22 protein-coding genes are annotated in these 25,076 nt (G+C 71.7%); 10 read left to right on the forward strand and 12 right to left on the reverse strand.

The window, feature by feature from the left end; translation table 11 throughout:
* Position 1: 1 nt before the first annotated feature.
* The 5 genes from hisH to hisD are packed head-to-tail and all read right to left on the reverse strand — an operon-like array spanning position 2 to position 3,870.
* Positions 2–652, reverse strand: coding sequence for an imidazole glycerol phosphate synthase subunit HisH (gene hisH, locus ACFC0G_RS01345; RefSeq protein WP_376395297.1), 651 nt, complete (start codon positions 650–652; stop codon positions 2–4).
* Complete coding sequence (locus tag ACFC0G_RS01350; protein ID WP_376395300.1) at positions 649–813, reverse strand: hypothetical protein; 165 nt, start codon at positions 811–813, stop codon at positions 649–651. The genes hisH and ACFC0G_RS01350 overlap by 4 nt, the downstream gene beginning before the upstream one ends.
* Positions 814–815: 2 nt before the next feature.
* A complete protein-coding gene (gene hisB, locus ACFC0G_RS01355) occupies positions 816–1,409 on the reverse strand; it encodes an imidazoleglycerol-phosphate dehydratase HisB (protein WP_015032911.1) in 594 nt (197 codons plus the stop codon).
* Positions 1,406–2,536: a histidinol-phosphate transaminase gene (locus ACFC0G_RS01360; RefSeq protein ID WP_376395303.1), complete on the reverse strand. Its 1,131-nt coding sequence runs from the start codon at positions 2,534–2,536 to the stop codon at positions 1,406–1,408. The genes hisB and ACFC0G_RS01360 overlap by 4 nt, the downstream gene beginning before the upstream one ends.
* Positions 2,533–3,870: a histidinol dehydrogenase gene (gene hisD, locus ACFC0G_RS01365; RefSeq protein WP_376395305.1), complete on the reverse strand. Its 1,338-nt coding sequence runs from the start codon at positions 3,868–3,870 to the stop codon at positions 2,533–2,535. The genes ACFC0G_RS01360 and hisD overlap by 4 nt, the downstream gene beginning before the upstream one ends.
* Before the next feature lie 289 nt (positions 3,871–4,159).
* Here hisD and ACFC0G_RS01370 point away from each other — a divergent pair, with 289 nt between their 5' ends.
* From ACFC0G_RS01370 to ybaK, 4 genes are all read left to right on the forward strand, one after another.
* Positions 4,160–5,773, forward strand: a complete 1,614-nt coding sequence (locus ACFC0G_RS01370) for an oxidoreductase (protein WP_376395308.1) — start codon at positions 4,160–4,162, stop codon at positions 5,771–5,773.
* Positions 5,774–6,081: 308 nt separating this feature from the next.
* Positions 6,082–7,122 (forward strand): hypothetical protein, encoded by a 1,041-nt coding sequence (locus ACFC0G_RS01375; RefSeq protein ID WP_376395311.1) that lies wholly within the window; start codon positions 6,082–6,084, stop codon positions 7,120–7,122.
* 11 nt (positions 7,123–7,133) lie between these two features.
* Positions 7,134–7,871, forward strand: coding sequence for an LON peptidase substrate-binding domain-containing protein (locus tag ACFC0G_RS01380; RefSeq protein ID WP_376395314.1), 738 nt, complete (start codon positions 7,134–7,136; stop codon positions 7,869–7,871).
* A gap of 33 nt (positions 7,872–7,904) precedes the next feature.
* Positions 7,905–8,402: a Cys-tRNA(Pro) deacylase gene (gene ybaK / locus ACFC0G_RS01385; protein ID WP_376395317.1), complete on the forward strand. Its 498-nt coding sequence runs from the start codon at positions 7,905–7,907 to the stop codon at positions 8,400–8,402.
* Between the two features lie 42 nt (positions 8,403–8,444).
* Here ybaK and ACFC0G_RS01390 read toward each other — a convergent pair whose 3' ends face one another.
* From ACFC0G_RS01390 to ACFC0G_RS01405, 4 genes are all read right to left on the reverse strand, one after another.
* Positions 8,445–9,080 (reverse strand): DUF2567 domain-containing protein, encoded by a 636-nt coding sequence (locus ACFC0G_RS01390; RefSeq protein ID WP_376395320.1) that lies wholly within the window; start codon positions 9,078–9,080, stop codon positions 8,445–8,447.
* A gap of 34 nt (positions 9,081–9,114) precedes the next feature.
* Complete coding sequence (locus tag ACFC0G_RS01395; RefSeq protein WP_376395323.1) at positions 9,115–9,942, reverse strand: ABC transporter permease; 828 nt, start codon at positions 9,940–9,942, stop codon at positions 9,115–9,117.
* Between the two features lie 142 nt (positions 9,943–10,084).
* Positions 10,085–11,056 carry an ABC transporter ATP-binding protein gene (locus tag ACFC0G_RS01400; RefSeq protein WP_376396142.1) on the reverse strand — a complete coding sequence of 324 codons (972 nt, stop codon included), beginning with the start codon at positions 11,054–11,056 and terminating at the stop codon, positions 10,085–10,087.
* A gap of 20 nt (positions 11,057–11,076) precedes the next feature.
* Positions 11,077–12,372, reverse strand: coding sequence for an NYN domain-containing protein (locus tag ACFC0G_RS01405; RefSeq protein ID WP_376395326.1), 1,296 nt, complete (start codon positions 12,370–12,372; stop codon positions 11,077–11,079).
* Between the two features lie 241 nt (positions 12,373–12,613).
* Between ACFC0G_RS01405 and ACFC0G_RS01410 the strand changes: the two genes are divergently transcribed.
* The gene (locus ACFC0G_RS01410) at positions 12,614–12,787 is read left to right on the forward strand and encodes a hypothetical protein (RefSeq protein WP_376395329.1); all 174 of its coding nucleotides are present in this window, start codon (positions 12,614–12,616) and stop codon (positions 12,785–12,787) included.
* Positions 12,788–12,861: 74 nt separating this feature from the next.
* Here ACFC0G_RS01410 and dnaE read toward each other — a convergent pair whose 3' ends face one another.
* Positions 12,862–16,401: a DNA polymerase III subunit alpha gene (dnaE, locus tag ACFC0G_RS01415; protein WP_376395332.1), complete on the reverse strand. Its 3,540-nt coding sequence runs from the start codon at positions 16,399–16,401 to the stop codon at positions 12,862–12,864.
* Between the two features lie 191 nt (positions 16,402–16,592).
* Here dnaE and ACFC0G_RS01420 point away from each other — a divergent pair, with 191 nt between their 5' ends.
* The 5 genes from ACFC0G_RS01420 (at position 16,593) to ACFC0G_RS01440 (ending at position 22,737) form a co-directional block, all read left to right on the forward strand.
* On the forward strand, positions 16,593–17,942 hold the full coding sequence (locus ACFC0G_RS01420) for a DUF2252 domain-containing protein (protein ID WP_376395335.1): 1,350 nt from the start codon (positions 16,593–16,595) through the stop codon (positions 17,940–17,942).
* A 105-nt stretch (positions 17,943–18,047) separates the two neighbouring features.
* Positions 18,048–18,734 carry a hypothetical protein gene (locus ACFC0G_RS01425; RefSeq protein WP_376395338.1) on the forward strand — a complete coding sequence of 229 codons (687 nt, stop codon included), beginning with the start codon at positions 18,048–18,050 and terminating at the stop codon, positions 18,732–18,734.
* A gap of 59 nt (positions 18,735–18,793) precedes the next feature.
* Positions 18,794–19,609: a DsbA family protein gene (locus ACFC0G_RS01430; protein ID WP_376395341.1), complete on the forward strand. Its 816-nt coding sequence runs from the start codon at positions 18,794–18,796 to the stop codon at positions 19,607–19,609.
* A 178-nt stretch (positions 19,610–19,787) separates the two neighbouring features.
* Positions 19,788–21,437 carry an alkaline phosphatase D family protein gene (locus tag ACFC0G_RS01435; RefSeq protein WP_376395344.1) on the forward strand — a complete coding sequence of 550 codons (1,650 nt, stop codon included), beginning with the start codon at positions 19,788–19,790 and terminating at the stop codon, positions 21,435–21,437.
* 325 nt (positions 21,438–21,762) lie between these two features.
* A complete protein-coding gene (locus ACFC0G_RS01440) occupies positions 21,763–22,737 on the forward strand; it encodes a zinc metalloprotease (RefSeq protein WP_376395347.1) in 975 nt (324 codons plus the stop codon).
* A 114-nt stretch (positions 22,738–22,851) separates the two neighbouring features.
* Here the strand turns inward: ACFC0G_RS01440 and ACFC0G_RS01445 are convergent, their stop codons facing one another.
* Together ACFC0G_RS01445 and ACFC0G_RS01450 are read right to left on the reverse strand one after the other, a co-directional pair.
* Positions 22,852–23,421, reverse strand: a complete 570-nt coding sequence (locus ACFC0G_RS01445) for a dienelactone hydrolase family protein (protein ID WP_376395350.1) — start codon at positions 23,419–23,421, stop codon at positions 22,852–22,854.
* A gap of 30 nt (positions 23,422–23,451) precedes the next feature.
* Positions 23,452–25,038, reverse strand: coding sequence for a Na+/H+ antiporter (locus ACFC0G_RS01450; RefSeq protein ID WP_376395353.1), 1,587 nt, complete (start codon positions 25,036–25,038; stop codon positions 23,452–23,454).
* Positions 25,039–25,076 lie beyond the last annotated feature (38 nt).

The following is a 25,076-nucleotide window of genomic DNA, read 5'->3' on the forward strand; positions in this document are numbered from 1 at the left end:
GTCACAGGGTTCCGATCCAGTTGGTGAGGAGCTGGGCTCCGGCGTCGCCGGACTTCTCGGGGTGGAACTGGGTCGCCCACAGGGCGCCGTTCTCGACGGCCGCGACGAACGGCTCGCCGTGGGTGGCCCAGGTGACCTTGGGGGCGCGCATGTTGGGGTTGCCGACCTCCAGGCTCCACTCGCGCACCGCGTAGGAGTGCACGAAGTAGAACCGGGCGTCGGCGTCGAGGCCCGCGAACTGCGTGCTGCCCTCGGGGGCGTCCACCGTGTTCCAGCCCATGTGGGGGACGACGGGGGCGTTCAACGGCTCGACCGTACCGGGCCACTCGTCGAGGCCCTCGGTCTCCACGCCGTGCTCGATCCCGTTGGCGAAGAGGATCTGCATGCCGACGCAGATGCCCATGACGGGGCGGCCGCCGGCGAGCCTGCGGCCGACGATCCAGTCGCCGCGGGCCTCCTTGAGGCCGTCCATGCAGGCGGAGAAGGCGCCGACGCCGGGGACGAGGAGTCCGTCGGCGTTCATGGCCCTGTCGTAGTCGCGGGTGATCTCGACGTCGGCGCCGACCCTGGCGAGCGCGCGCTCGGCGGAGCGGACGTTGCCGAAGCCGTAGTCGAAGACGACGACCTTCTTGGGGCTGCCGGTCACGGTCATGACCACACGTCCAGGCGGAGCACGCCGGCGGAGATGCACATCGCGGCGCCGATGGCGACGAGCACGATGAGGCCCTTCGGCATCTGCTGCTTCACGAAGGAGTAGATGCCGCCGAGCAGGAAGAGCCCGACGACGATGAGGATGGTGGAGAGGCCGTTCACGGTTAGAGCGCGCCCTTCGTGGAGGGGAGGATTCCGGCGGCGCGCGGGTCGCGCTCCGAGGCGTAGCGCAGGGCGCGGGCGAAGGCCTTGAACTGGCACTCCACGATGTGGTGGGCGTTGCGCCCGTACGGGACGTGGATGTGCAGCGCAATCTGGGCCTGCGCGACGAAGGACTCGAAGATGTGCCGGGTCATCGTCGTGTCGTACGAGCCGATCATCGGCGCCATGTTCTCGGGCTCGGTGTGCACGAGGTACGGACGGCCGGAGAGGTCGACGGTCACCTGGGCGAGCGACTCGTCCAGCGGGACGGTGCAGTTGCCGAAGCGGTAGATGCCGACCTTGTCGCCGAGGGCCTGCTTGAACGCGGCACCGAGGGCGAGGGCGGTGTCCTCGATGGTGTGGTGCGAGTCGATGTGCAGGTCGCCGTCGGTCTTGACGGTGAGGTCGAACAGACCGTGCCGACCGAGCTGGTCGAGCATGTGGTCGTAGAAGCCGACCCCGGTCGACACGTCGACCTTTCCGGTGCCGTCGAGGTCGATCTCGACGACGACGGAGGTCTCCTTGGTGGTGCGCTCAACGCGGCCTACGCGGCTCATCGCTTCTGCTCCTTCATCAGTTCACGGACCGCGTCGAGGAACGCGTCGTTCTCTTCGGGGGTGCCCGCGGTGACCCGCAGCCAGCCCGGTACGCCGTTGTCCCGGACCAGGACGCCCCGGTCGAGGATCCGCTGCCAGGCCGCGTGCGTGTCGGGGAACGTCCCGAACTGCACGAAGTTGGCGTCGGACTCGGTGACCTCGAAGCCGAGGGCACGCAGTTCGGTGACGAGCCGGTCGCGCTCGACCTTGAGCTGCTCGACGTACCCGAGGAGGGTGTCGGTGTGCTCCAGGGCGGCGAGCGCGGTGGCCTGGGTGACGGCGGAGAGGTGGTACGGCAGGCGGACCAGCTGGACGGCGTCGACGACGGCCGGGTGCGCGGCGAGGTAGCCGAGGCGCAGTCCGGCGGCGCCGAAGGCCTTGGACATGGTCCGGGAGACCACCAGGTTCGGCCGGCCCTCGATGAGGGGCAGCAGCGAGGCGCGGTGGCTGAACTCCACGTACGCCTCGTCGACGACCACCAGGGAGGGCTTGGCCGCCTGGGCCGCCTCGTACAGCGCGAGGACGGTCGCGGCCTCGACCGCGGTGCCGGTGGGGTTGTTGGGCGAGGTGATGAAGACGACGTCCGGCGTGTTCTCGGCGATGGCCCGCTCGGCCGCCGCCACGTCGATCGTAAAGTCGTCGTTGCGCGGCCCGGAGATCCAGCCGGTGCCGGTGCCGCGGGAGATCAGGGCGTGCATCGAGTACGAGGGCTCGAAGCCGATCGCGGTACGGCCCGGGCCGCCGAAGGTCTGCAGCAGCTGCTGGAGGACCTCGTTGGAGCCGTTGGCCGCCCACACGTTCTCCACGGCGACCGGGTGCTTCCCGGTGCGGGAGAGGTAGCGGGCGAGCTCGGTGCGCAGTTCGACCGCGTCCCGGTCGGGGTAGCGGTTGAGGCCGCGGGCGGCCTCGGCGACCCGCTCCGCGATCCGGGCGACGAGCGCCTCGGGCAGCGGGTAGGGATTCTCGTTGGTGTTCAGCTGGACGGGGACGTCGAGCTGGGGCGCGCCGTACGGGCTCTGGCCGCGCAGCTCGTCCCGGACGGGCAGGTCGTCGATGCCGAAGCCGTCGGTGTCGGTTCCGCGGCTCATCGGGGCACCTTCCAGCCGAATCGGGCCTTGATCGCGGCGCCGTGGGCCGGGAGGTCCTCGGCCTCGGCGAGGGTCACCACGTGGTGGGCGACCTCGGCGAGCGCGTCGCGCGTGTAGTCCACGATGTGCACGCCGCGCAGGAACGACTGCACGGAGAGGCCCGAGGAGTGGCAGGCGCAGCCGCCGGTGGGCAGGACGTGGTTGGAGCCGGCGCAGTAGTCGCCGAGCGAGACGGGGGCCCAGGGGCCGACGAAGATCGCGCCGGCGTTGCGGACGCGGTCGGCGACGGCGGCCGCGTCGCGGGTCTGGATCTCCAGGTGCTCGGCGCCGTACGCGTCGACGACCTTGAGGCCGTCGGCCAGGTCGCGGACGAGGACGATCGCGGACTGGCGGCCGGCGAGGGCCGGGACGATCCGGTCGTCGACGTGCTTGGAGGCGGCGACCTGGGTCTTCAGCTCGGCCTCGGTGGCGGCGGCCAGCTCCTCCGAGTCGGTGACGAGGACGGAGGCGGCCATCGGGTCGTGCTCGGCCTGGCTGATGAGGTCGGCGGCGACGTGCACGGGGTCGGCGGTGGAGTCCGCGAGGATCGCGATCTCCGTCGGTCCGGCCTCGGCGTCGATGCCGATGCGGCCCTTGAGGAGGCGCTTGGCGGCGGCCACGTAGATGTTGCCGGGGCCGGTCACCAGGTTGACGGGTTCGCAGCCCGGCTCGTCGGCGGTCGTCTCGGTGCCGTACGCGAACATGGCGACCGCCTGGGCGCCGCCGGCGGCGTACACCTCGTCGACGCCGAGCAGGGCGCAGGCGGCGAGGATCGTCGGGTGCGGCAGTCCGCCGAACTCCTTCTGCGGGGGCGAGGCGATGGCCACGCCCTCGACACCGGCCTCCTGCGCCGGGACGACGTTCATCACGACGGAGGACGGGTAGACGGAGCGGCCGCCCGGCACGTACAGGCCGACTCGCCCGACCGGGATCCACTTCTCGGTGACCGTGCCGCCGGGGACGACCTGGCTGGTGTGGGTGGTGCGGCGCTGCTCGCGGTGGACGATGCGGGTCCGCCGGATGGACTCCTCCAGCGCGGCCCGGACGGCCGGGTCGAGCTCGTCGAGGGCGCGGCTGATCTCCTCGGCGGGCACGCGGAGGCGCGTGAGGCGCACGCCGTCGAATTTCTCGCCATAGTCGATCACTGCCGCCGCGCCATGATGCCGGACGTCCTCGCAGATCGGCCGCACCGTCTCCAGGGCGGCTTCCACGTCGAACTCGGCACGGGGCAGCAGGTCGCGCAGGGCGGCACCCTCGGGGAGGGCCTCGCCGCGCAGATCGATTCGAGAGATCACGGGTCAATTCTCGCAGACGGCTCCATCGCTCCGGTCGCCTGTATCACTGGCTGATACACGTGCTGATACGCGCCACAGTGGCGTCTTGTCGCCACACCTGACCGTTAGCGTTCAGCCCGTCACACAGCGGGAAGAACGGCTGTGCGAATCCACGAACGGCACGAACGGCCTGGGCGGATGCACCGAAACGTCGGTCGCCGACGCGTCGATTCGCGGATTCCCGGGTTCGCAGCTTCGCGGATTCACAGATTCACAGATTCACGTTTCACGGGGAAAGCGAGGGGGCGGCGTGACCGAGCCGCACGAGGACGGGATGCCCGACGGGCTGACGGGCCCGGAGCGGGCCGTCTGGCGGGCGTTCCGGGTCGGCAGGACCTGCGATCTGACGGAGGGGATCGCCGAGCGGGACGACCCGTTCGGCGCACGGGAGTGGGGCCCGGAGCGGAGCGTCCGCGCGGACGTGGTGGCCCTGCTGCTGCTCGACGGGCCGCAGGCCCGGTCGGGCCGGGTGGCCGCGCTGAAGCTGCGCGGGGTGCGGATCACCGGAGTGCTGAATCTGGCCGGCGGGACGATAGGGCCGTACGTGGAGCTGCACGGCTGCCGCTTCGACGGCGAGGTCGTGCTCCCCGAGGCCCAGTTCGGCACCTTGCGGATGGTCGCCTGCGCGATCCCGCGCCTGGAGGCGGCCCGGCTGCACACGACGGGCGACCTGCATCTGCCGCGCTGCCGGGTGGGGCGCGGCATCCGGCTCACGGACGCGCAGATCGGCACGGACCTGCTGATCAACCAGATCCAGGTGTGGCCGGACCGGCGCGGGCGGGCGATCACGGCGGACGGGATGGTGGTGGCCCAGGACCTCCAGGCCGAACTGATCGAGACGCACGGCGAGCTGAGCCTGCGCGGGGCGAAGGTCGGCGTCTCGCTCAGCCTGCGGGGCAGCGTGCTGCGCGGGGCGCAGCAGCGCCGCGCGCTCAACGCCCCGCAGCTGACGGTGGAGCGCTCGCTCTATCTGAACGCGGCGTGGGTGTACGAGGAGACGGGGACGTCGGGAAGCACGGCCAACTCGACGGCCACCCCGCCGTACGGCGTGACGCCCGCCCAGGGCGCCCGGCGCAAACCCGTGGAGTGCCACGGCGGCGTCCGGCTCGACGACGGCCGCTTCGGCGACGCGGTGGACCTGCACAGCGCCCGGTTCCTGCTGAACGGCTCGCGCCGGGAGGAGGTGTCGCTGCGCCGGATCGCCACCCCGGAGCTGCGGTTCAACGGCGAGCGCCCGGAGGAGGGGCGGGTGGTGCTCAACGGCGCCAGGATCGTCACGCTGATCGACCTGTCGACCAGCTGGCCGGGGCCCGGCGGCCTGGCGATGGGCGGGTTCGTCTACGAGAACCTCGTGCCGTACGGGCACTTCCCGCTGGCGCGGCGCCTGGAGTGGGTGGCGGCGGCGACTCCGGAGTACGCCCCCGAGCCGTACGAGCGCCTGGCGACGGTCCTGCGCAACAGCGGGGAGGACGCGGACGCGCGCGAGGTGCTGCTCGCCAAGCAGCGGCGCAGGCGGGAGACGCTGCCGCTGGCGGGGAAGCTGTGGGGGTTCGTGCAGGACTGGACGGTGGCGTACGGCTACCGGCCGGGGCGCGCGGCGCTGTGGATGGCGGTGCTGTGGGCGGCGGGCACGGTGGCCTTCTCGCACTACCGCCCGATAGCGCTGAAGGGGGACGAGGCTCCGGAGTGGAACGGGACGCTGTACGCGCTGGACCTGCTGCTGCCGGTGATCAACCTCGGGCAGGACGGCTACTGGCGTCTGGAGGGCATCTGGCAGTGGGTGGCGGCGGCGCTGATACTGCTCGGCTGGATCCTGGCGACGACGGTGGCGGCGGGCGCGACGCGTCTCCTGCGCCGCGGCTGACGGGGCGAGGCGGCCCTCGACCTCGCGGCAGCCGCCTTCTGCCTCACACAGCCGCTCTCGACCTCACACAGCCGCCCTCCACCTCGCACAGCCGCTCTCGACCTCGCACAGCCGCCCTCGACCTCGGGCAGCCTCTCTCCACCTCGCGCAGCCGCCCTCTGCCTCGCGCATTCGCCCTGGACTCGCGCCGCCTCCCTCGACCGCGGGCGGCGGAAGCGGCGTTGTGAGGGGGCGGGGTGAGGTGGGGGTGAAAGGGCTGGGCAGATGGGAGCGAAACAGCACGACCCGGTGGGAAAATACGTCGCACCATGTCCTTCCTCCGCGCCGTGATCGGCGCCGTCCGTTCGGCCCGGCACACCCCGCGGCTCGCCGCCGGGCTCGTGCCGGACGACGACGTGCTGCTCGACGCCCCGGACGAGCGGCTCGCCCCCGCCCTGGTCGCCGCCGCCCTGGCCGACCCGGAACCCGCCGCGAAGCTGCTCGCCACGACCCGGGACGCCGCCGAGTGGGAGGACCGCGACCGGTACGTCACCCGGCTCGCCACCTTCGCGTACCACAGGGGCGACTGGCTGGAGCACTGGCTCTCCGCCGCTCCCCGCGACCCCGACGCCCTGCTCGTCTCGGCGCAGCTCGCCGTCCGCCGGGCCTGGGAGTCCCCCGCCCGGGCCGAGCGGCTGCGCGAGCTCGACCCGCTGATCCGGACGGTCACGGAGGAGGCGCCGCACGATCCGGTGCCGTGGCGGCTGGCCCTGGACCACGCGCGCGGGGCGCACGCCGGGCACACCGTCTTCGAGACGCTGTGGGAGCAGGCCGTGCGCCGCTCCCCGCACCACTACGGCAGCCACGTCGCGGCGCTCAAGTACCTCTCCGCGCAGTGGTACGGCTCGCACCGGGCCGCGTTCGACTTCGCCGAGCAGGCCGCCGACGACGCCGCCCCGGATTCGCTCGTGCGCGCGCTCCCGGTCCGCGCGGTCTACGACCGGCTCCGGGCGCTGCCCAGGCCGGACCGTTCGGCGGCCGCGACGCGGCTCGACCGGGCTGCCGACCGGGCCCTCGCGCTGTCGGCCGCCTTCCCACCCGGCGACCCGTGGCCCGCCGAGGTCCGCAATCTGCTCGCGTACGTGCTGGTGGAGCGGGCGCGGTGGGAGGAGGCGCTGGACGAGTTCCGCCGGATCGGCCCCCATGCGACCTCCTTCCCGTGGGGCGCTCCACGGGGTGCCGTCCAGGAGGATCCGCTGCGCAGGTTCCTGGCCGTGCGGGACGTCGTACGGGCCGAGTCGGCCGGCCGGACGCCCCTCTGGAGGCCCGGAGACGGACGGGCCGGACGGGGCGGTCCCGGCGGCCATTAGGCTTGGCCGCTGTGACCACCGCTCGCCTGCCTCTCTTCCCGCTCAACGCGGTGCTGTTCCCTGGCCTCGTGCTGCCGCTGAACGTCTTCGAGGAGCGCTATCGCGCCATGATGCGTGAGCTGCTCACGATCGACGACACGGAGCCGCGCCGCTTCGCCGTCGTCGCCATCCGCGACGGGCGCGAGGTCGCGCCCACCGCTCCCGGGATGCCGGACCCGACGGCGCTGCCGGAGAAGGGCCCCGCGGCCGGCTTCGGCGCCGACCCGATCCAGGCCTTCCACCGGGTCGGCTGTATCGCCGACGCGGCGAGCATCCGGGAGCGCGCCAACGGCAGCTTCGAGATCATGGCCACCGGGACGACCCGGGTGAAGCTGCTCTCCGTCGACGCGAGCGGGCCGTTCCTGGTCGCCGAGGTCGAGGAGATCCCGGAGGAACGGGGCGAGGACGCGGGCACCCTCTCCGAGGGGGTGCTGCGGGCCTTCCGGAACTACCAGAAGCGGCTCGCGGGGGCGCGGGAGCGGTCGCTGACGACGAGCGAACTGCCGGACGACCCGTCGGTGGTGTCGTACCTCGTCGCCGCGGCGGCGGTGCTCGACACCCCGGCGAAGCAGCGGCTGCTCCAGGCGCCGGACACGGCGACCCGGCTGCGCGAGGAGCTGGCGCTGCTGCGCGCGGAGACGGCGGTGCTGCGGCACCTGCCCTCGCTGCCGGCGGTCGACCTGACGCAGGGTCCGACGTACCCGAACTGAGCCGAACCCCGGTCACGACCCCAGGAAGAGCACGTGGCGAAGAAGCAGAAGAAGAACAGCGGGGGCACCCCGGCGACGGTCGCGCTGACCGCGGCCGGGACCCCGTTCACCCTGCGCGCGTACGAGCACGACCCGGCCTCGCCCTCGTACGGCGAGGAGGCGGCGGAGGCGCTCGGCGTCTCCCCCGACCGGGTCTTCAAGACGCTGGTGGCGGACGTCGACGGCGAGCTGACGGTCGCGGTGGTCCCGGTCGCGGGGCAGCTGGACCTGAAGGCCCTGGCGTCGGCGGTCGGCGGGAAGCGGGCGGCGATGGCGGACCCGGCCGCCGCGGAGCGCACGACGGGGTACGTCAGGGGCGGCATCTCGCCCCTGGGCCAGCGCAAGCGGCTGCGCACGGTCCTCGACGCCTCGGCCTCGGACCACGCGACGATCTGCATCTCGGCGGGCCGCCGCGGCCTGGAGGTCGAGCTCTCCCCCGCGGACCTGGCCGCCCTCACCTCGGCGGTAGTGGCGCCGATCGGCCGCGGCTGACGCCCGGGACGGGCACGACGGCCGCGGTCGCGCGCCCGGTGCTCAGAGCGACTTCTGCCCGGGCGGTGCCTGCTGCGGTCCCCAGTACTCCGGTTCCGGGTCGCGGGGACCGAAGAGGGCCGTGAGCGCCAGGTGGACGATCATCGCGGCGAGCGGCCAGGCCAGCATCGCCGCGGCCGCCATGTTCAGTTCGAGCGGTGCCTCGAAGACGACGTTGGGGCCGACCGCCTTCGCGTGGGCGACCACGTCCCGCGCAGGGCCGAAGTACGTCCCCACGCCCCAGGCGAGCAGCGATCCGAGGACGCCGCCGAGCGCCAGGCCGAGGACCAGCGGCACGCCGCCCTCGCGGCGCAGCAGGAAGACGACGAGCGCGGCGACCGCCCCGAACGCCAGGGCGAGGAGGACGAACGTCCCGTCCGCGCCGATCGCCGACTCGCCCTCGGAGTCGCGGAGGAAGACGCCCTTGCCGTCCGAGATCAGCTGGACGCGCGGCGCCAGCCACAGCCACAGCAGTCCGAGCAGCGCACCCGCGACCGTCGAGACGAGGGCCACGACGCCTCCCCGCACGACCTCGGCCGCCGTGATCGGGTCCCCGGCGGGGCCGTACGGCGACGGAGGCGACGGCGGCCAGTCGGGATCGTGCGGAGGCTGGTGAGGCGGAGTCAGGGGTGCGGTCACCCCGCCATCGTGCCAGGTGTGTCTGTGACCCGCCTCAGCGGACGGCCGCCCGCCGGTACGCCCAGGTGGCGACCGCCAGGGACACCACGCCGACCGCCCCGCAGACGGCGAGGTCGAGGCCGACGGCCGCCCAGTCCGGGTGCGGGTCGAAGGTGCGGGCCAGGGCCTCCACGCCGTACGTGGAGGGCAGCAGGTCCCGCGCCCAGCCGATCGGCTCCGGCAGCCGCTCGGCCGGGAGCACACCGAGGAGCAGCGCCGCCGACATGCCGAGCTGGCCGAGGAGCGTGGCCAGCTCCTGCCGGGGTGCGAGGAGGCCGAGGGCGGCGCCGAGCCCGGCGAGGGCCGCCCCGGCGAGCGGGACGACGGCGATGAGGATCCACAGCTGGCCGAGGGGCAGGCCGAAGAGCACGGAACCGGCGACGGCGGTGACGACGGTCCCGGGCACGGTGAAGGAGGCGTACGCGCCGGCCGCGCCGAGCACGACGGCCGCCGGCGGCACGGGCAGGGTGGCGTAGTGGTCGAGGCCGCCGCTCGCCCGCAGCTGCCCGAAGTACTGGGCGAGCAGGTTGAGCGCGACGAAGGCGACGACGAGGACGGTGGAGCCGGCCACGACGGCCCGGGCCTCGGATCCGCCGTCGACGACCCCGCGCATCAGGACCATGATCCCGATGGACTGGAAGGTGGCCACGAAGAGCAGCGGGATGCGGGCCACGCGGGCGCGCGAGAGCTGCGCGCGGTAGACGGCGGCCAGGGAGGGCAGCAGCCGGGCGGGGGGGGCGAGGGGCGCCGCGCCGTCCTCGGCGTCGTGCGACCCGACGGGGAGCGCGCCGGTCGGCAGGACCTCGGCGGGCACGGTGCTCACTGCGTACAGCTCCTGACGGTCACGTACGGAACGCGGGGACCACGGGATACGAGAGGACCGCGGGGAGCACGGGCCACGAAGGGGGCTCGGGGGCCACAGGATACGAGGAGGCCGCGAGGTCCCGGCGAAGGAGGCAAGGGGCTCACGCCTTCACCAGCCCCTCGGTCGCGCCGCCCAGCGCGAGGTACACGTCCTCCAGGCTGGGCGTGGCCAGCGTGAAGTCGTCGAGCGCGGCGAAGGCGGCCCCGCCGGTGACGGTGGCGACGGCCGAGCGGGCGGCGTCGGGGGCGAGCCGGAGGATCCAGCGGCGTCCGGTCTCCTGGGCGAGTCCGCGCAGCGCGGCGATCTCGGGCAGCTGGAGCGGGGGCGCCTCGCGCCACACCAGCTCGACGCGGACCTCGCCCGCGACGCGCTCCTTGAGTCCGGCCGGGGTGTCGCAGGCGATGACCCGGCCGCGGTCGAGGACGGCGACGCGGTCGAGGACGGTCTCGGCCTCGATGACGTTGTGGGTGACGAGCAGCACGGTGGTGCCGTGCTCGGCGCGCCGCCGGTCGACGGCGGCCCAGACGGCCCGGCGGGCGACGGGGTCCATGCCGGTGGTGGGTTCGTCGAGGACGAGGACGGGCCGCCCGCCGACGAGCGCGGCGGCGAGGCAGGCGAGCCGCCGCTGACCGCCGGAGAGCTTCTTGAGGGGCCGGCCGGCGAGCGCGGTGAGGCCGAGCTCCTCCAGGACGGCGTCGCGCTCGGCGCGCGCGTCGTGGAGCCCGAGCCCGCGCAGCCGCCCGGTGGTCTCGGCGGCGAGGGCGACGGTCAGCTCGTCGAGGGCGGTGGACTCCTGGCCGAGGTAGGCGAGGAGCCGGGACGCGCGCTCGGGGTGGCGTACGAGGTCGTGGCCGAGGAGCTCGACGGTGCCGGAGTCGGGGCGCATGAGCCCGGTGAGCTGGCGCACGAGGGTGGACTTGCCCGCTCCGTTGGGTCCGAGCAGGCCGAAGATCTCGCCGCCGCGCACGTCGAGGCTGATCCCGTCGGTGGCGCGCACCTCGGGAGTCGCCGGCGCACCGCGCCTGCCGCGCGTGGCGGGGTACGTCTTGACCAGATCCCGCACCACGCACACCGTACTCACGGGGGAAGAGCCTACGGGGTCGCCGGGCCGGCTCCGGGCGCGGGGGCGTGATCGGCGGCGGCCCGCACGTCGATCTCGCGCCAGAAGCCGGCCCGGATGGCGTAGCGGTCGTGCTCGTCGATCTGGTCGTCCTTGTGGGCGAGCAGACCGAACCGTGCCGCGTAGCGGAGGAGTTCGCCGTCGATGCGGTGCGGGATGCGCGGGTAGAGGGTGGAGAGCTTCTGGACGTGGGTCTGTTCGGGGAGCCGCTCCATCCAGCGGCGGGCGAACACCTGTCCGACCTCGAACGGGTCGCCGCCGACGGTCGTGATGTCCTCCTCGCGGTCCGCCCAGCGCTGCTCGGCGCTGGTGAGCAGGGCGAGGGTGGGCAGCGAGGCGGTCTCCGCCGGTTCGCCGAGGGAGGTGGCCGGGCGGTCGATCCAGCCCCGGTCGGAGGACCAGCGGAGCGCGCTCGCGCCCTGCGGCACCGGGGCGAGCGGCCCGCCCGATCCGCTGGGGGCGCGCAGCCCCGCCAGGTCCTTGGGGGTGGGGACGCCCTTGCCCCCGGCGGGGGCCGGGACGCCGTGGGCGTGCCCGTTGGAGGCGGCGGGCGCCTCCGCCGGGTCCGCTCCCCCGTTCCGCGCCGCGGCCGCGGCGGCCTCGGCGGCCCGTTCGGCGGAGGCCGCGAGGGCGGCCTCGGGCAGCGGCGCCGAGAGGATCGCGGCGATCTCGGGGCGCGGGGCGGGCGGGGGCGCGCACATGCCGGTGAGGTCCCTGGCGCGGACGGCCCGGGTGATCCAGGTCCGGTCGAGGACCCGCCGCTCGTCGGCCTCGGCCACGAGGTCCTCGGACTGGTTGTAGTCGCCGTCGGCGGCCTGGACGGCCCACAGGTGGACGGCGACGCCGTGCTCCTTGGCGGACATGAGACCGGGCAGCAGATCGCCGTCGCCGGTGACGAGCACGATGTCGGAGCAGGCCCTGTTCCGGGCGAGCTCGGTCAGCTCGGTGTGCATGGCCGCGTCGACGCCCTTCTGCGCCCAGCGTCCGTCGCTCCTGGTCAGGGCGCCCAGCCGGACGGTGACCCGGGGCATCACGCGCAGTCTGCGGTGCTCGGGCTGGGGCACCCGGTCGGGTGCGCCGTCGAACCAGTAGATCCGGAGGAGCGGCAGCGCGGTCTCGGCCTCGGCGCGCTCACGCAGCTGCTGGATGAGTGCGGCGTGGTCGACGGCGATCCTGGAGCGGGCCGGTTCCCCGGCGAGGAGACTGGCGGCGGCGCCCAGCAGGTAGCCGGCGTCCACCAGGACGACGCAGCGGTCCACGTGTTCCACCCTCTTTCGGGAACCTCGGGGTCGGACTCGGGGGTCGGAAGGTGCTCCGTATCTTCTTCGTTCTCTTCGAGTCTGCCCGACGGCCGGGAGCTTGACGGTCGGAACTGGATCATCGGCGTGGCGGATATCACGTCCGCCCGGCCCTTACGTTCCGTAATGATCCAAAATGCGGCCGATTCGACCGTGTGTGAATCTGACAGCGGCCCTGGCCCCTAGGTCCCTTTGAGGAGGCATCATCCCCATGGCCAAGAACCGCAAGCAGGACCGCATGCAGCAGAAGGCGTCGGCAGCGGAACGCGGCGCCCAGCAGGCGCAGCAGTCCTCGATGGAATCGCAGGCCGAGCAGCGCTCCACCCAGGTGACCCCGGGTGACATGGCCCGCAAGGGTCGGCAGAAGCGCTTCGGTCACAACTGACCGTAGACACCGGAAGGGGCGCGCCCGTGACGACGGGCGCGCCCCTTCCGGTGCGTGGAGCTACAGGGCAGGCCTCAGCCGGCCAGGCAGGACGGGCCGAGCAGGACCTTCAGGTCGCCGAAGAGCGCCGGGTCGGCCGTCACCCGGTGCCGGTCGAGCCGGAGCACGGTCGTGGTCCGGGGGCCCTGGAGCTTGATCCGCACCTCGGTGTTGCCCTTGTGGTGCTTGAGAATCTCGCCGAGCCTGGTGACCATCGGCGGGGTCACCTTGACCGTCGGAATGGTGAGGATCACCGGCGCGTTGGTCCCGGCGTTCGACAGGTCGGGGACCATCAGCTCCATGGCGACGAGCCGGGGGATGTCCTCGCGCTTGTCGAGCCGTCCCTTGACGAAGACGACCGTGTCCTCGACGAGCTGGGTGGAGACCAGCTGGTAGGTGGCCGGGAAGAACATGCACTCGATGGAGCCGGCGAGGTCCTCGACGGTGGCGATCGCCCAGGCGTTGCCCTGCTTGGTCATCTTGCGCTGGAGGCCCGAGATGATGCCGCCGATGGTGACGACCGCGCCGTCGCTGTGCTCGCCGCCGGTGAGCTGCGAGATCGCCGCGTCCGTCTTGTCGGACAGGACGTGCTCGATGCCGAAGAGCGGGTGGTCGGAGACGTAGAGGCCGAGCATCTCGCGCTCCTGGGCGAGCAGGTACGACTTCTCCCACTCGATGTCGGAGAACTCGACGTCCAGGCCGAAGCCGGGCTCGTCGCTCGTCTCCTCGCCCATGCCGCCGAAGAGGTCGAACTGTCCCTCGGCCTCCTTGCGCTTGACCGCTACCACGTTGTCGATCATCGGTTCGTGGTGGGCGACCATGCCCTTGCGGGTGTGGCCCATCTCGTCGAAGGCGCCGGCCTTGATCAGCGACTCGATGGTCCGCTTGTTGCAGACGACGGCCTCGACCTTGTCGAGGAAGTCGGGGAAGGTGGCGTACTTCCCCTTGGCCTTGCGCGACTTGATGATCGACTCGACGACGTTGGTACCGACGTTCCGCACGGCGGAGAGGCCGAAGAGGATCACGTCGTCGCCCTGGGCGGCGAAGTTCGACTCGGACTCGTTCACGTTCGGCGGGAGCACCTTGATGCCCATGCGGCGGCACTCGTTCAGATAGACGGCGGACTTGTCCTTGTCGTCCTTGACCGAGGTGAGCAGACCGGCCATGTACTCGGCGGGGTAGTTCGCCTTGAGGTACGCGGTCCAGTAGGAGACGAGGCCGTACGCGGCGGAGTGCGCCTTGTTGAAGGCGTAGCCGGCGAAGGGGACCAGGACGTCCCAGAGCGCCTGGATCGCCTGGTCGCTGTAGCCGTTCTTCTTCGCGCCCTCCTGGAAGATGACGAAGTTCTTCGCCAGCTCCTCGGGCTTCTTCTTGCCCATCACGCGGCGCAGGATGTCGGCCTCGCCGAGCGAGTACCCGGCGATGATCTGGGCGGCCTTCTGCACCTGCTCCTGGTACACGATCAGGCCGTAGGTGACCGCGAGCACCTCTTCGAGCGGCTTCTCCAGCTCGGGGTGGATCGGGGTGATCTCCTGCTGCTTGTTCTTGCGCAGGGCGTAGTTCGTGTGCGAGTTCATGCCCATCGGGCCCGGCCGGTACAGGGCCGAGACGGCGGAGATGTCTTCGAAGTTGTCGGGCTTCATCAGCCGCAGCAGCGAGCGCATGGGGCCGCCGTCGAACTGGAAGACGCCGAGCGTGTCACCACGGCAGAGCAGTTCGTACGTCTTGGGGTCGTCCAGCGGGAGGGCCAGCAGGTCGAGCTCGACGCCCTTGTTGGCCTTCACCATCTTGACGGCGTCGTCCATGATCGTGAGGTTCCTGAGGCCCAGGAAGTCCATCTTGATCAGGCCGAGCGACTCGCACTGGGGGTAGTCCCACTGCGTGATGGTCACGCCGTCCGTGTGCCGCACCCAGATCGGCGCGTGGTCGACGATCGGCTCGCTGGACATGATGACGCCGGCCGCGTGGACGCCCATCTGGCGGACCAGGCCCTCGACGCCGCGGGCGGTGTCGATGACCTTCTTGACGTCCGGCTCGTTCTCGTACATCGCGCGGATCTCGCCGGCCTCGCTGTACCGCGGGTGCGAGGGGTCGGTGATGCCGTTGAGGTCGATGCCCTTGCCGAGGACGTCGGCGGGCATGGCCTTGGTGAGCCGGTCGCCCATGGCGTAGGGGTAGCCGAGGACGCGCGCGGAGTCCTTGATGGCGTTCTTCGCCTTGATCTTGCCGTACGTGCCGATCATGGCGACCTTGTCGGAGCCGTACTTCTCCGTCACGTACCGGATCACCTCGACGCGCCGACGCTCGTCGAAGTCGATGTCGACATCGGGCATCGAGACGCGCTCGGGGTTGAGGAAGCGCTCGAAGATCAGTCCGTGCGGGATCGGGTCGAGGTCGGTGATGCCCATGGCGTACGCGACGATCGAGCCGGCCGCGGAGCCTCGGCCGGGGCCCACGGCGATGCCCTGCTTCTTCGCCCACATGATGAAGTCGGCGACGACGAGGAAGTAGCCGGGGAAGCCCATCGAGATGATGGTGTCCATCTCGTACTCGACCTGCTTCATGCGGTCCTCGGGGATGCCCCCGGGGAAGCGGCGGTGCATGCCCCGCATGGTCTCCTCGCGGAACCAGGTCGTGTCGGTGTACCCCTCCGGGATGTCGAACTTCGGCATGAGGTTCTTCTCGACGAACATGCCGTCGGTGTTGATCTGCTCCGCGACCAGGAGGGTGTTGCGGCAGCCCTCCTGCCAGGCGTCCGACGAGTCGATGGCGTACATCTCGTCCGTGGACTTGAGGTAGTAGCCGGTGCCGTCGAAGCGGAAGCGGTCCGGGTCGGAGAGGTTCTTGCCGGTCTGGATGCACAGCAGGGCGTCGTGCGCGGTCGACTCGTGCGCGTACGTGTAGTGCGAGTCGTTGGTGACGAGCGGCGGGATGCCGAGCTTCTTGCCGATCTCCAGGAGTCCGTCGCGGACCCGGCGCTCGATCTCGATGCCGTGGTCCATCAGCTCCAGGAAGTACCGGTCCTTGCCGAAGATGTCCTGGTACTCGGAGGCGGCCTTCAGGGCCTCGTCGAACTGGCCGAGGCGGAGCCGGGTCTGCAGTTCGCCGGAGGGGCAGCCGGTGGAGGCGATGAGCCCCTCCGACCACTTGGAGATGGTCTCCTTGTCCATCCGGGGCCACTTCTGCAGCCAGCCCTCGGCGTACGCGTCGGAGGAGAGCTTGAAGAGGTTGTGCAGCCCGGTGGCGTTGGCCGCCCAGATCGTCTTGTGGGTGTAACCGCCGGAACCGGAGACGTCGTCCCGCTTCTGGTGCGGCTGGCCCCACTGGATCTTGCGCTTGTTGCGCCGGGACTCGGGGGCGACGTACGCCTCGATGCCGATGATCGGGGTCACCCCGGCCTTCTTCGCCGTGTGGAAGAAGTCGTACGCCCCGTGGAGGTTGCCGTGGTCGGACATGGCGATATGGGTCATGCCCATCTCGTTGCACGCGTTGAACATGTCCTTGAGCCGCGCGGCACCGTCCAGCAGCGAGTACTGGGTGTGGACGTGGAGGTGCGTGAAGGGCGGCTTGGTCACGGCGGAAGGCCTCCGGAGAACGCTGAGAAACAGGCTGCGGACAGTCTGGGGGGACAGCGTGGAAGTCTACGTCGGCCGACTGACAGACGGCGGGCACTCGGGGCTAGGGTCGCCCGTTGAGAGACACAGAACACCTGTCCCTTTTGTCATGACCAGTCTCGCAGCACGTCCGGTACCAGGAGGCACCTCGAATGTCGGTCCCCCAGCCCACCGTCGCCGAGCGCGGTGAGCACATTCTCGCCGTCTTCGACACCGCCTTCGGCGAGCTCCTCGCCGCCGACCCCGCGGCCTTCCGCGTCAAGTTCCGGAAGATGGCCGGCTCCGCCTTCGCCTTCTACCGGGGGACGGCCTGCCTCTTCTACGCGGACCTGGAGAAGGAGTCCACCGGGCGGGCGGGCGGGAGCGTAGGTGTTGGCCCCTACCTGGACGAGCGCACCGGCCGGGTCTGGATCCACGGCGATCTGCACGCCGAGAACTTCGGCACGTACATGGACGCCAACGGCCGGCTGGTCTTCAACGTCAACGACTTCGACGAGGCGTACGTGGGGCCCTTCACCTGGGACCTGAAGCGCCTCGCCGCCTCGCTCGCCCTGATCGGCTACGCCAAGGCGCTCAGCGACGAGCAGATCACCAAGGGCGTCCGGATCTGCGCCGCCGCCTACCGCGAGCGGATCCACGCCCTCGCGACCGGCGCCGGCGAGGACGAGGTGCCGCCCTTCACCCTGGAGACGGCCGACGGCGCGCTGCTCGGCGCCCTGCGCGACGCCCGGGCGCAGACCCGTTTCGGGCTGCTCGACTCGATGACGGAGATCCGCGACTTCGAGCGCCGCTTCGCGGCCGGCGGGGGCGCGATCGACCTGGACGCGGCCACCCGGTACAAGGTCCTGGCCGCCTTCGACGGCTATCTGGAGACCCTGCCGGAGGCGAGCCTGGTCCGCCCCGACTCGTACCGGGTCAAGGACGTCGTCGGGCGGCGCGGGATCGGCATCGGTTCGGCCGGCCTCCCCTCGTACAACATCCTCCTGGAGGGCCACAGCGACGCCCTGGAGAACGACGTCGTCATCTACATGAAGCAGGCCCAGACCCCGGCGGTCTCCCGCCACGTCACGGACCCGGCGGTACGGGAGTACTTCCGGCACGAGGGCCACCGCACCGTGATCTCGCAGCGGGCCCTCCAGGCGCACGCGGACCCGTGGCTGGGCTGGGCGGAGCTCGACGGCGCCGGGCAGCTGGTCGCCGAGGTCTCGCCGTACGCGGTGGACCTGGACTGGTCGGACATCGACGACCTCGACGAGATCGCGGCGACCGTCGCGGACCTGGGCCGGGCGACGGCGACCATGCACGCGGCGGCGGACGACACGAGCGGGCAGTCGCTGGTGTCGTTCTCGACGGAGCGGGCCATCGACGCGGCGATCGCCGCCGACGAGGAGGGCTTCGCCGATCTCCTGGTGGACTTCGCGCACGCGTACGGGGCCCGCGCCCGTGCCGACCACCAGATCTTCGTGGACCTCTTCCGCAACGGCCGGATCCCCGGGCTGTAGCCGGGAGGCGGTGGCCAGGAGTCGGTGGCCAGGAGGGGCCGGTGGGACGGTTCACAGGCTGCCTTTAGGGACCTCTTACGGCCCGACATGGGACACTCCACGACGATGGACATGGCAGGGGCGCAGCTGAGGACGCTGCGGGCGGCGTTCTTCACGGCTCTGGTCGTGACGCTGTCCGTGGCGTCCCACGTGCTGCTCTCCGGCGTGCCGCTGCCGCTGGGGACGGTCGTCCCGGTCGCGGCCGCCGTCTTCGCCGTGGCGTACGCGCTGGCCGGCCGCGAGCGCGGCTTCGGCCCGATCGCCGGGCTCCTCGTCCCGCTGGAGCTGGCGGCCGACACCCTCTTCACCAGCGGTCAGGTGGTCTGTTACGGCGCTGCCGGGGGCCCCGTCGCGGGCTCGCTGCGCGCGGTCGGTGTGGAGGTCTTCTGCGGCGGCGCGGTGGGCGCGCCGCTGCCGGGCGTGGCCGCCCCCGAGAGCGGGACCGCGGCCGCCCTGCTCGACTCCCCCGACCCGGCGCTGCCGTGGCTGCTGCTCCTGGCGCATGTCGGCGTCGGGCTCGCGGCGGCGTGCTGGCTGCGCGGCGGGGAGCGGGCGCTCGCCCGGGTCCTCGGCGCGGTGACGGCCTTCACGTTCCGGCCGCTGCTGCTCGTGGCGGCCTTCTTCCGCGGCGGCGGTACGGCCCCGCGGCGGGCCGCCCGGCCCACGAGCCGGCCCCGGTCCTCCCGTATCCGTCTTCTCGTGCACTCCGTAGGGCGGCGGGGGCCGCCGGTGCCGGGCTTCGCTCTCGTCTGAGCGACGCCGGTACAGCGGTTCCCCCTTGTCTTCCTCTCACCGTCACGGAGATCACGATCATGAGTGCACGCAACAGCCAGAACAACAAGGCCGCCGCCCGCGAGCGGCTGCGCGTCGAGCGCGAGCGCCAGGCGAAGAAGGACCGGGCGCGCCGGCAGGTAGTCGTCGGCGTCTCGGCCGTGGCCGTCCTGGCCGCCGCCGGCGGCATCGGCTACGCGGTCGTGCAGTCCAACAAGCCCACCCAGTGGGAGGCGGCGGCGAAGGCGACGACCGTGACGGCCCCGAAGAACACCTCGGGCACGAACGGCACGACGGTCGTCATCGGCAAGCCGACCGCGAAGAAGACCCTGGAGCTGTACGAGGACTCGCGCTGCCCGGTCTGCGCGACCTTCGAGCAGGGCGTGGGCTCCCGGATCGAGAAGGACGTCGAGTCCGGCAAGTACAAGATCAAGTACGTCGGCGCCACCTTCATCGACGACGGCGTCCCGGGCGAGGGTTCGAAGAACGCCCTCTCGGCCCTGGGCGCGGCGCTGAACGTGAGCCCCGAGGCCTTCCTGAAGTTCAAGTCGGCGCTCTACTCGACGGACTTCCACCCGGAGGAGACCCAGGACAAGTTCGCCAAGGACTCGTACCTCTTGGAGGTCGCGGACTCGGTCCCGGCCCTCAAGAGCAACGCCGAGTTCAAGAAGAACGTCGAGAGCGGCACCTTCGACGCCTGGGCGATGAAGATGTCCGAGGCCTTCGACAAGAGCGGCGTGACGGGTACGCCGACGCTGAAGATGGACGGCAAGCCGGTCACGGCGGCGGGCGCCGATACCCCGCCGATGACGGCCGATCAGTTCAACACGGCGATCGACGCGGCCCTCAAGGGCTGACGCCCTTCACGCGGCTCCCTTGCCGCCCCGCCGCCCGGCCCCGGACCCCTGAGGTCCGGGGCCGGGCGGCGTACGGGGGCGAGTGGTGTGCGGGGCCGGGCGACGTACGGGCGACAAGTCGACGAACTTCCGGGATTCGCCTGCCCAACGGGCCTACCCGTCAGTAATCTGACTGGCCGTGACCAGTCAGTTCATATCTCCTGCCCCCAGCCGCCGCACGGTCGTCAAGGCCGCCGCCGCCACCGCCGTCGCCGCGCCCGCCCTCCTGGGCGCCGCCTCCCCCGCCCTCGCGGACTCCGGGGCCCCCGCCTTCCTCCACGGCGTCGCCTCCGGCGACCCGCTGCCCGACGGCGTCCTCCTCTGGACGCGCGTCACCCCTTCCCCCGAGGCCGTGCCCGGATCCGGGCTCGGCCCGGACGTCACGGTCGGCTGGGAACTCGCCGAGGACCGCGGCTTCAGCCGGATCGCCGCCGCCGGTTCGACCACGGCGAGCGCCTCCGCCGACCACACCGTGAAGGCCGACGTGCGGGGCCTCCGCCCGGCGACCGCCTACTGGTTCCGCTTCACGGCGGGCGACGCCGTCTCGCCGGCCGCCCGCACCCGGACCGCGCCGGCCGCCGACGCCGCCGCCCCCGGGGTGCGCTTCGGCGTGGTCTCCTGCGCGAACTGGGAGTCCGGCCACTTCTCCGCGTACCGCCACCTCGCCGGCCGCGCCGACCTGGACGCCGTCCTCCATCTCGGCGACTACGTCTACGAGTACGCCAGCGGGGCCTACCCGGAGGCGAAGTACGTCGTCCGGCAGCACGAGCCGCGCCACGAGATCGTCTCGCTCGCCGACTACCGCACCCGGCACGGGAAGTACAAGACGGACCCCGACCTCCAGGCGCTGCACGCCGCCCACCCGGTGATCGCGATCTGGGACGACCACGAGTTCGCCAACGACGCCTGGGCGGGCGGGGCCGAGAACCACACCCCCGGCGCCGAGGGCGAGTGGGCGGCCCGCGTGGCCGCCGCGAAGCAGGCGTACTTCGAGTGGATGCCGGTCCGCGCCTCCACCGAGGGCACGGTCTTCCGGCGGCTGCGCTTCGGCAGGCTGGCCGATCTCCACCTGCTCGACCTGCGCACCTTCCGCTCCGCCCCGGCGAAGACGGGCAGCGGCACGGTCGACGACCCGGAGCGGTCGATCACCGGCCGCGCCCAACTGGACTGGCTCAAGGCGGGTCTCGCCGGCTCGGACGCGACCTGGCAGCTGGTCGGGACGTCGGTGATGATCTCGCCGGTCGCGTTCGGCGCCCTGCCCGCCCACCTCCTGGAGCCGCTCGCCGAGCTGATGGGCCTGCCGAAGGAGGGGCTCGCGGTCAACGTCGACCAGTGGGACGGCTTCACCGACGACCGCAGGGAACTGATCGCGCACCTGACCTCGCGGGCGATCCGGAACACGGTCTTCCTGACCGGCGACATCCACATGGCCTGGGCCAACGACGTGCCGGTGAAGGCCGCGACGTACCCGCTGTCGACCTCGGCGGCCACCGAGTTCGTCGTCACCTCGGTGACCTCGGACAACCTCGACGACCTGCTGCACGTGGCCCCGGGGACCGTCTCGGTCGTCGCCGCCGGCGCCGTGAAGGCCGCCAACCGCCATGTGAAGTGGGTGGACATGGACCACCACGGCTACGGCGTGCTCGACGTGACCTCCGAGCACTCGCAGATGGACTACTACACGGTCTCCGACAAGACGGACCCGGCCGCGACGACCGCCTGGGCGCGCTCGTACCGGACGAAGAACGGAACCCAGCGTGTCGAGCGGGTGTACCAGCCGGTTCGCTGACGGGTCGTAACAGCGATTTTCAGCCATGATCTCTTCTGTTAACGGGAGATCACATCGCTACGGCGGGTGGCGAGTTTTAGAGATCGAATCCGGACACACCACCCGCCTCCGTCACCTCATCCATTACGTCGAGGTCTCAAACTCCGGAATCGGCGCAAGATTTTCTTCCCGATGGACCGAATTGCCCCATGAATGATTGGGCTTGATCACTCCTCAACAGTGTCTGACATGGACGCGTAATCTCCGGGCCGTGGCGAGGAAGTTCCTCCCCCACCACCCCCCACGAGGAGTCACCGTGCGTGCTCTTGCCCGTATATCGCCCCGTATGTCACGTCGTATTCTCGGTACCGCCGTCATGGCCGGAACCTTGGCTCTGGCTCCGCTTTCCGCCCCCGTCGCCACCGGTGCGTCCACTGCCACCCTGGCCGGTTCCTCCGCCGAGGAGTGTGCGGACGACGCCGGCGTCTCCAGCGCCCGCAAGGCGCGCGGTGCCGACAGCCACGCCGCCGAGCCCAACGAGGTCACGGCCGCCAAGGCGAAGGCCATGGACGACGACCTGAAGAAGAAGTTGGCCGCGGCCGGCGCCGCGGGGCGCCTCAGCGCCACCGCGGGCGCCGCCGCCGTGGTCAACATCCCCGTCTACTTCCACGTCGTCCACAGCGGCACGACGGGCAAGCTCTCCGCCACCGCCATCAACGACCAGATGAACGTCCTGAACGCGGCCTACGCGGGCCAGGGCACCGGCAATGTGAACACCAACTTCCAGTTCACGCTGGCCGGTACCGACTACACGGACAACGCCACCTGGTACAACCTGACCTCCGGCTCCACCGCCGAGAAGCAGATGAAGCAGACCCTCCGCAAGGGCGGCGCCGGCGCGCTGAACTTCTACACCGCCAACCTGGGCGGCGGCCTCCTCGGCTGGGCGACCTTCCCGTCCTCGTACGCCTCGAACCCGTCCATGGACGGTGTCGTCGTCCTCGACGCCTCCCTCCCGGGCGGCTCCGCGGCCAACTACAACGAGGGCGACACCGCGACCCACGAGGTCGGCCACTGGATGGGCCTCTACCACACCTTCCAGGGCGGCTGCACCGGCGCCGGCGACTCCGTGGCCGACACCCCGGCCGAGAAGTCCCCGGCCTACGAGTGCCCGACCGGCCGTGACTCCTGCGCCTCCAAGGCCGGCGTGGACCCGATCCACAACTTCATGGACTACACGTACGACGCGTGCATGTACCAGTTCACTTCCGGCCAGGTGACCCGCATGGGCCAGTTCTGGACCTCGTACCGCGCGGGCTGACCCACCCCGCAACAGACCGAGGGCGCGACAGGAGGAGACTCCCGTCGCGCCCTCGGGCGTGCGTACCGGCGACCGCTACGACCGCGCCGACCGCTGACCGCTGACCGCTGACCGCTACAGGCTGTCGAGGAAGGACAGCGCCACCGACCAGGTCCGCTCGGCCGCCTCCGCGTCCCAGTCGGGCAGCTCCGGGTCCGTGTACACGTGCCCCGCGCCCCGGTAGCGGTAGATCTCCACGTCCGCCCCGGCCTTGCGCATCTGGAGGTACCAGGCGGACAGCCAGTCGTCCGTCTCGAAGGGGTCGGGCTCCGCCACGTGCAGCTGTACGGGGAGCTCGTCCACCGACACGTTGGGCGCGAGGTCCGAGGTGCCGTGGAGCAGCAGCAGCCCGCGCGCCTTCTCGTCGCCGAGGGCCAGGGTCTGGGCGACCGAGGCGCCGAAGGAGAAGCCCGCGTAGACCAGACCGCGTTCGGAGTACGGGGCGGCGGCGAGGATTGCGCGCTTCAGCAGCTCGTCCTTGCCGATCTCGTCCCGCTTCGCCATGCCCTCCTCCACCGACTCGGTGGTCCAGCCGTCGAAGAGGTCCGGCACCCACACCCGGTGGCCGGCGGCCCGCAGCCGCTCGGCCGCGTCCTCGACGGCCGGGCGCAGTCCGTGGACCGAGTGGAAAAGCATGATGTCCATGCGGGCCATCCTGCCACCCGCCACCGACAGTCACCGCATGCTGCGCACGTCCAGCTGCCGCAGCACCCGGTCCACCACCTCCGGGTCGGCCCCCGGCTCGCTGCGCGCCGCCAGGACCTCGTGCCGGGCGGCGGACATCAGCTCCCGCTGGATCCGCTGCACCGCCTTGAGCCGGTCCGTCCGCGCGGCGAAGGCGGCCCGCCGCTCCTCGTCGACCATGTCCGGACTGATCCGGGCGCCGATGTCGTACGCGCCGCGCAGCAGCCGCTCCTGGACGTCCTCGGGCAGCTCCTCGACCTCCTCGATCTCCTTCAGCCTGCGCCGGGCGGCCTTCGCCGCCCGGATCGCGAGGTCGCGCTCAAGCACCCGCTCGGCGTCCGTGTCGGCCTGTACGCCGAGCCGTTTGACCAGCCACGGCAGGGTCAGCCCCTGGAGGACGAGGGTGGCCATGATCACGCAGAAGGCGATGAAGACGAGTTCGTCGCGGCCGGGGAAGGGCGAACCGTCGTCGGTACGCAGCGGGATGGCGAGGGCGAGGGCCACCGAGGCCACCCCGCGCATGCCGGACCACCACATGACGATGGTCTCGCGCCAGCTCGTCGGGATCTCCTCGTCGACGTCCCGGCGCGTGTGCATGCGCTTCGCCAGCCAGGTGGCGGGCAGCAGCCACAGCAGCCGGACCCCGACGACCACCCCGACCACGGCGGCCCCCCAGCCGAGCATCTCCCAGCCGTGCCCCTCGGCCACGCCGAACACGTGAATGAGCTCCAGGCCGATGAGGCCGAAGGCGATGCCGGTGACGAGGGTGTCGACGATCTGCCAGAAGGTCTGCCCGGCCAGCCGGCCCATCACGTCGTCGGCGTCGACGGCGTGTTCGGCGAGGAAGAGCGCGGTGATGAGGACGGAGAGGACGCCGGAGCCGTGCAGTTCCTCGGCGAGGACGTAGCTCACGAACGGTACGAGGAGGGTCAGCCCGGTCTGGAGCGTGACGTCCCCGAGGAAGCCGATCAGCTTGTTGGAGAGCCAGCCGAGCCCCATGCCGACGGCGACGGCGACCACGGCCGAGAGCACGAGCTCGCCGATCGCCTCGGGCCAGGAGAAGGAGCCGCTGACGACGGCGCTGATGGCCACGTGGTAGAGCACGATGGCGGTGACGTCGTTGAACAGCCCCTCGCCCTCCAGGATCGAGACCAGGCGGCGGGGCAGGCCGAGCGACCCGGCGACGGCGGTGGCCGCGACCGGGTCGGGCGGGGCGACGAGCGCGCCGAGCGCGAGGGCGGCGGCCAGCGGGATGCCGGGCACGAGCGCGTCGGCGACGGCTCCGACGGCGGCCGTGGTCACGAAGACGAGGGCGACGGCGAGCAGGAAGATGGGCCGCTTGTTGGCCCAGAACTGCCGCCAGGACGTCCGCTGCACGGAGGCGTACAGGAGGGGCGGCAGCACCAGCGGGAGGATCAGCTCCGGCGGGATGTCGACGTTCGGGATGAACGGCAGGACGGCCAGCACGATCCCGACGAGGGTCATCAGGACGGGCGCGGGCAGTCCGAGCCGCTCACCGAGGGGGACGGTGAGCAGGGCGCCGAGGAGCAGCAGGAAGAGCAGGGCCAATTGATCCACGGGCCCACCCTGCCACGAACGTCCGCTTTGACCGCGAT

This window comes from Streptomyces sp. NPDC056169 (assembly GCF_042268445.1).
GTDB lineage: Bacteria > Actinomycetota > Actinomycetes > Streptomycetales > Streptomycetaceae > Streptomyces.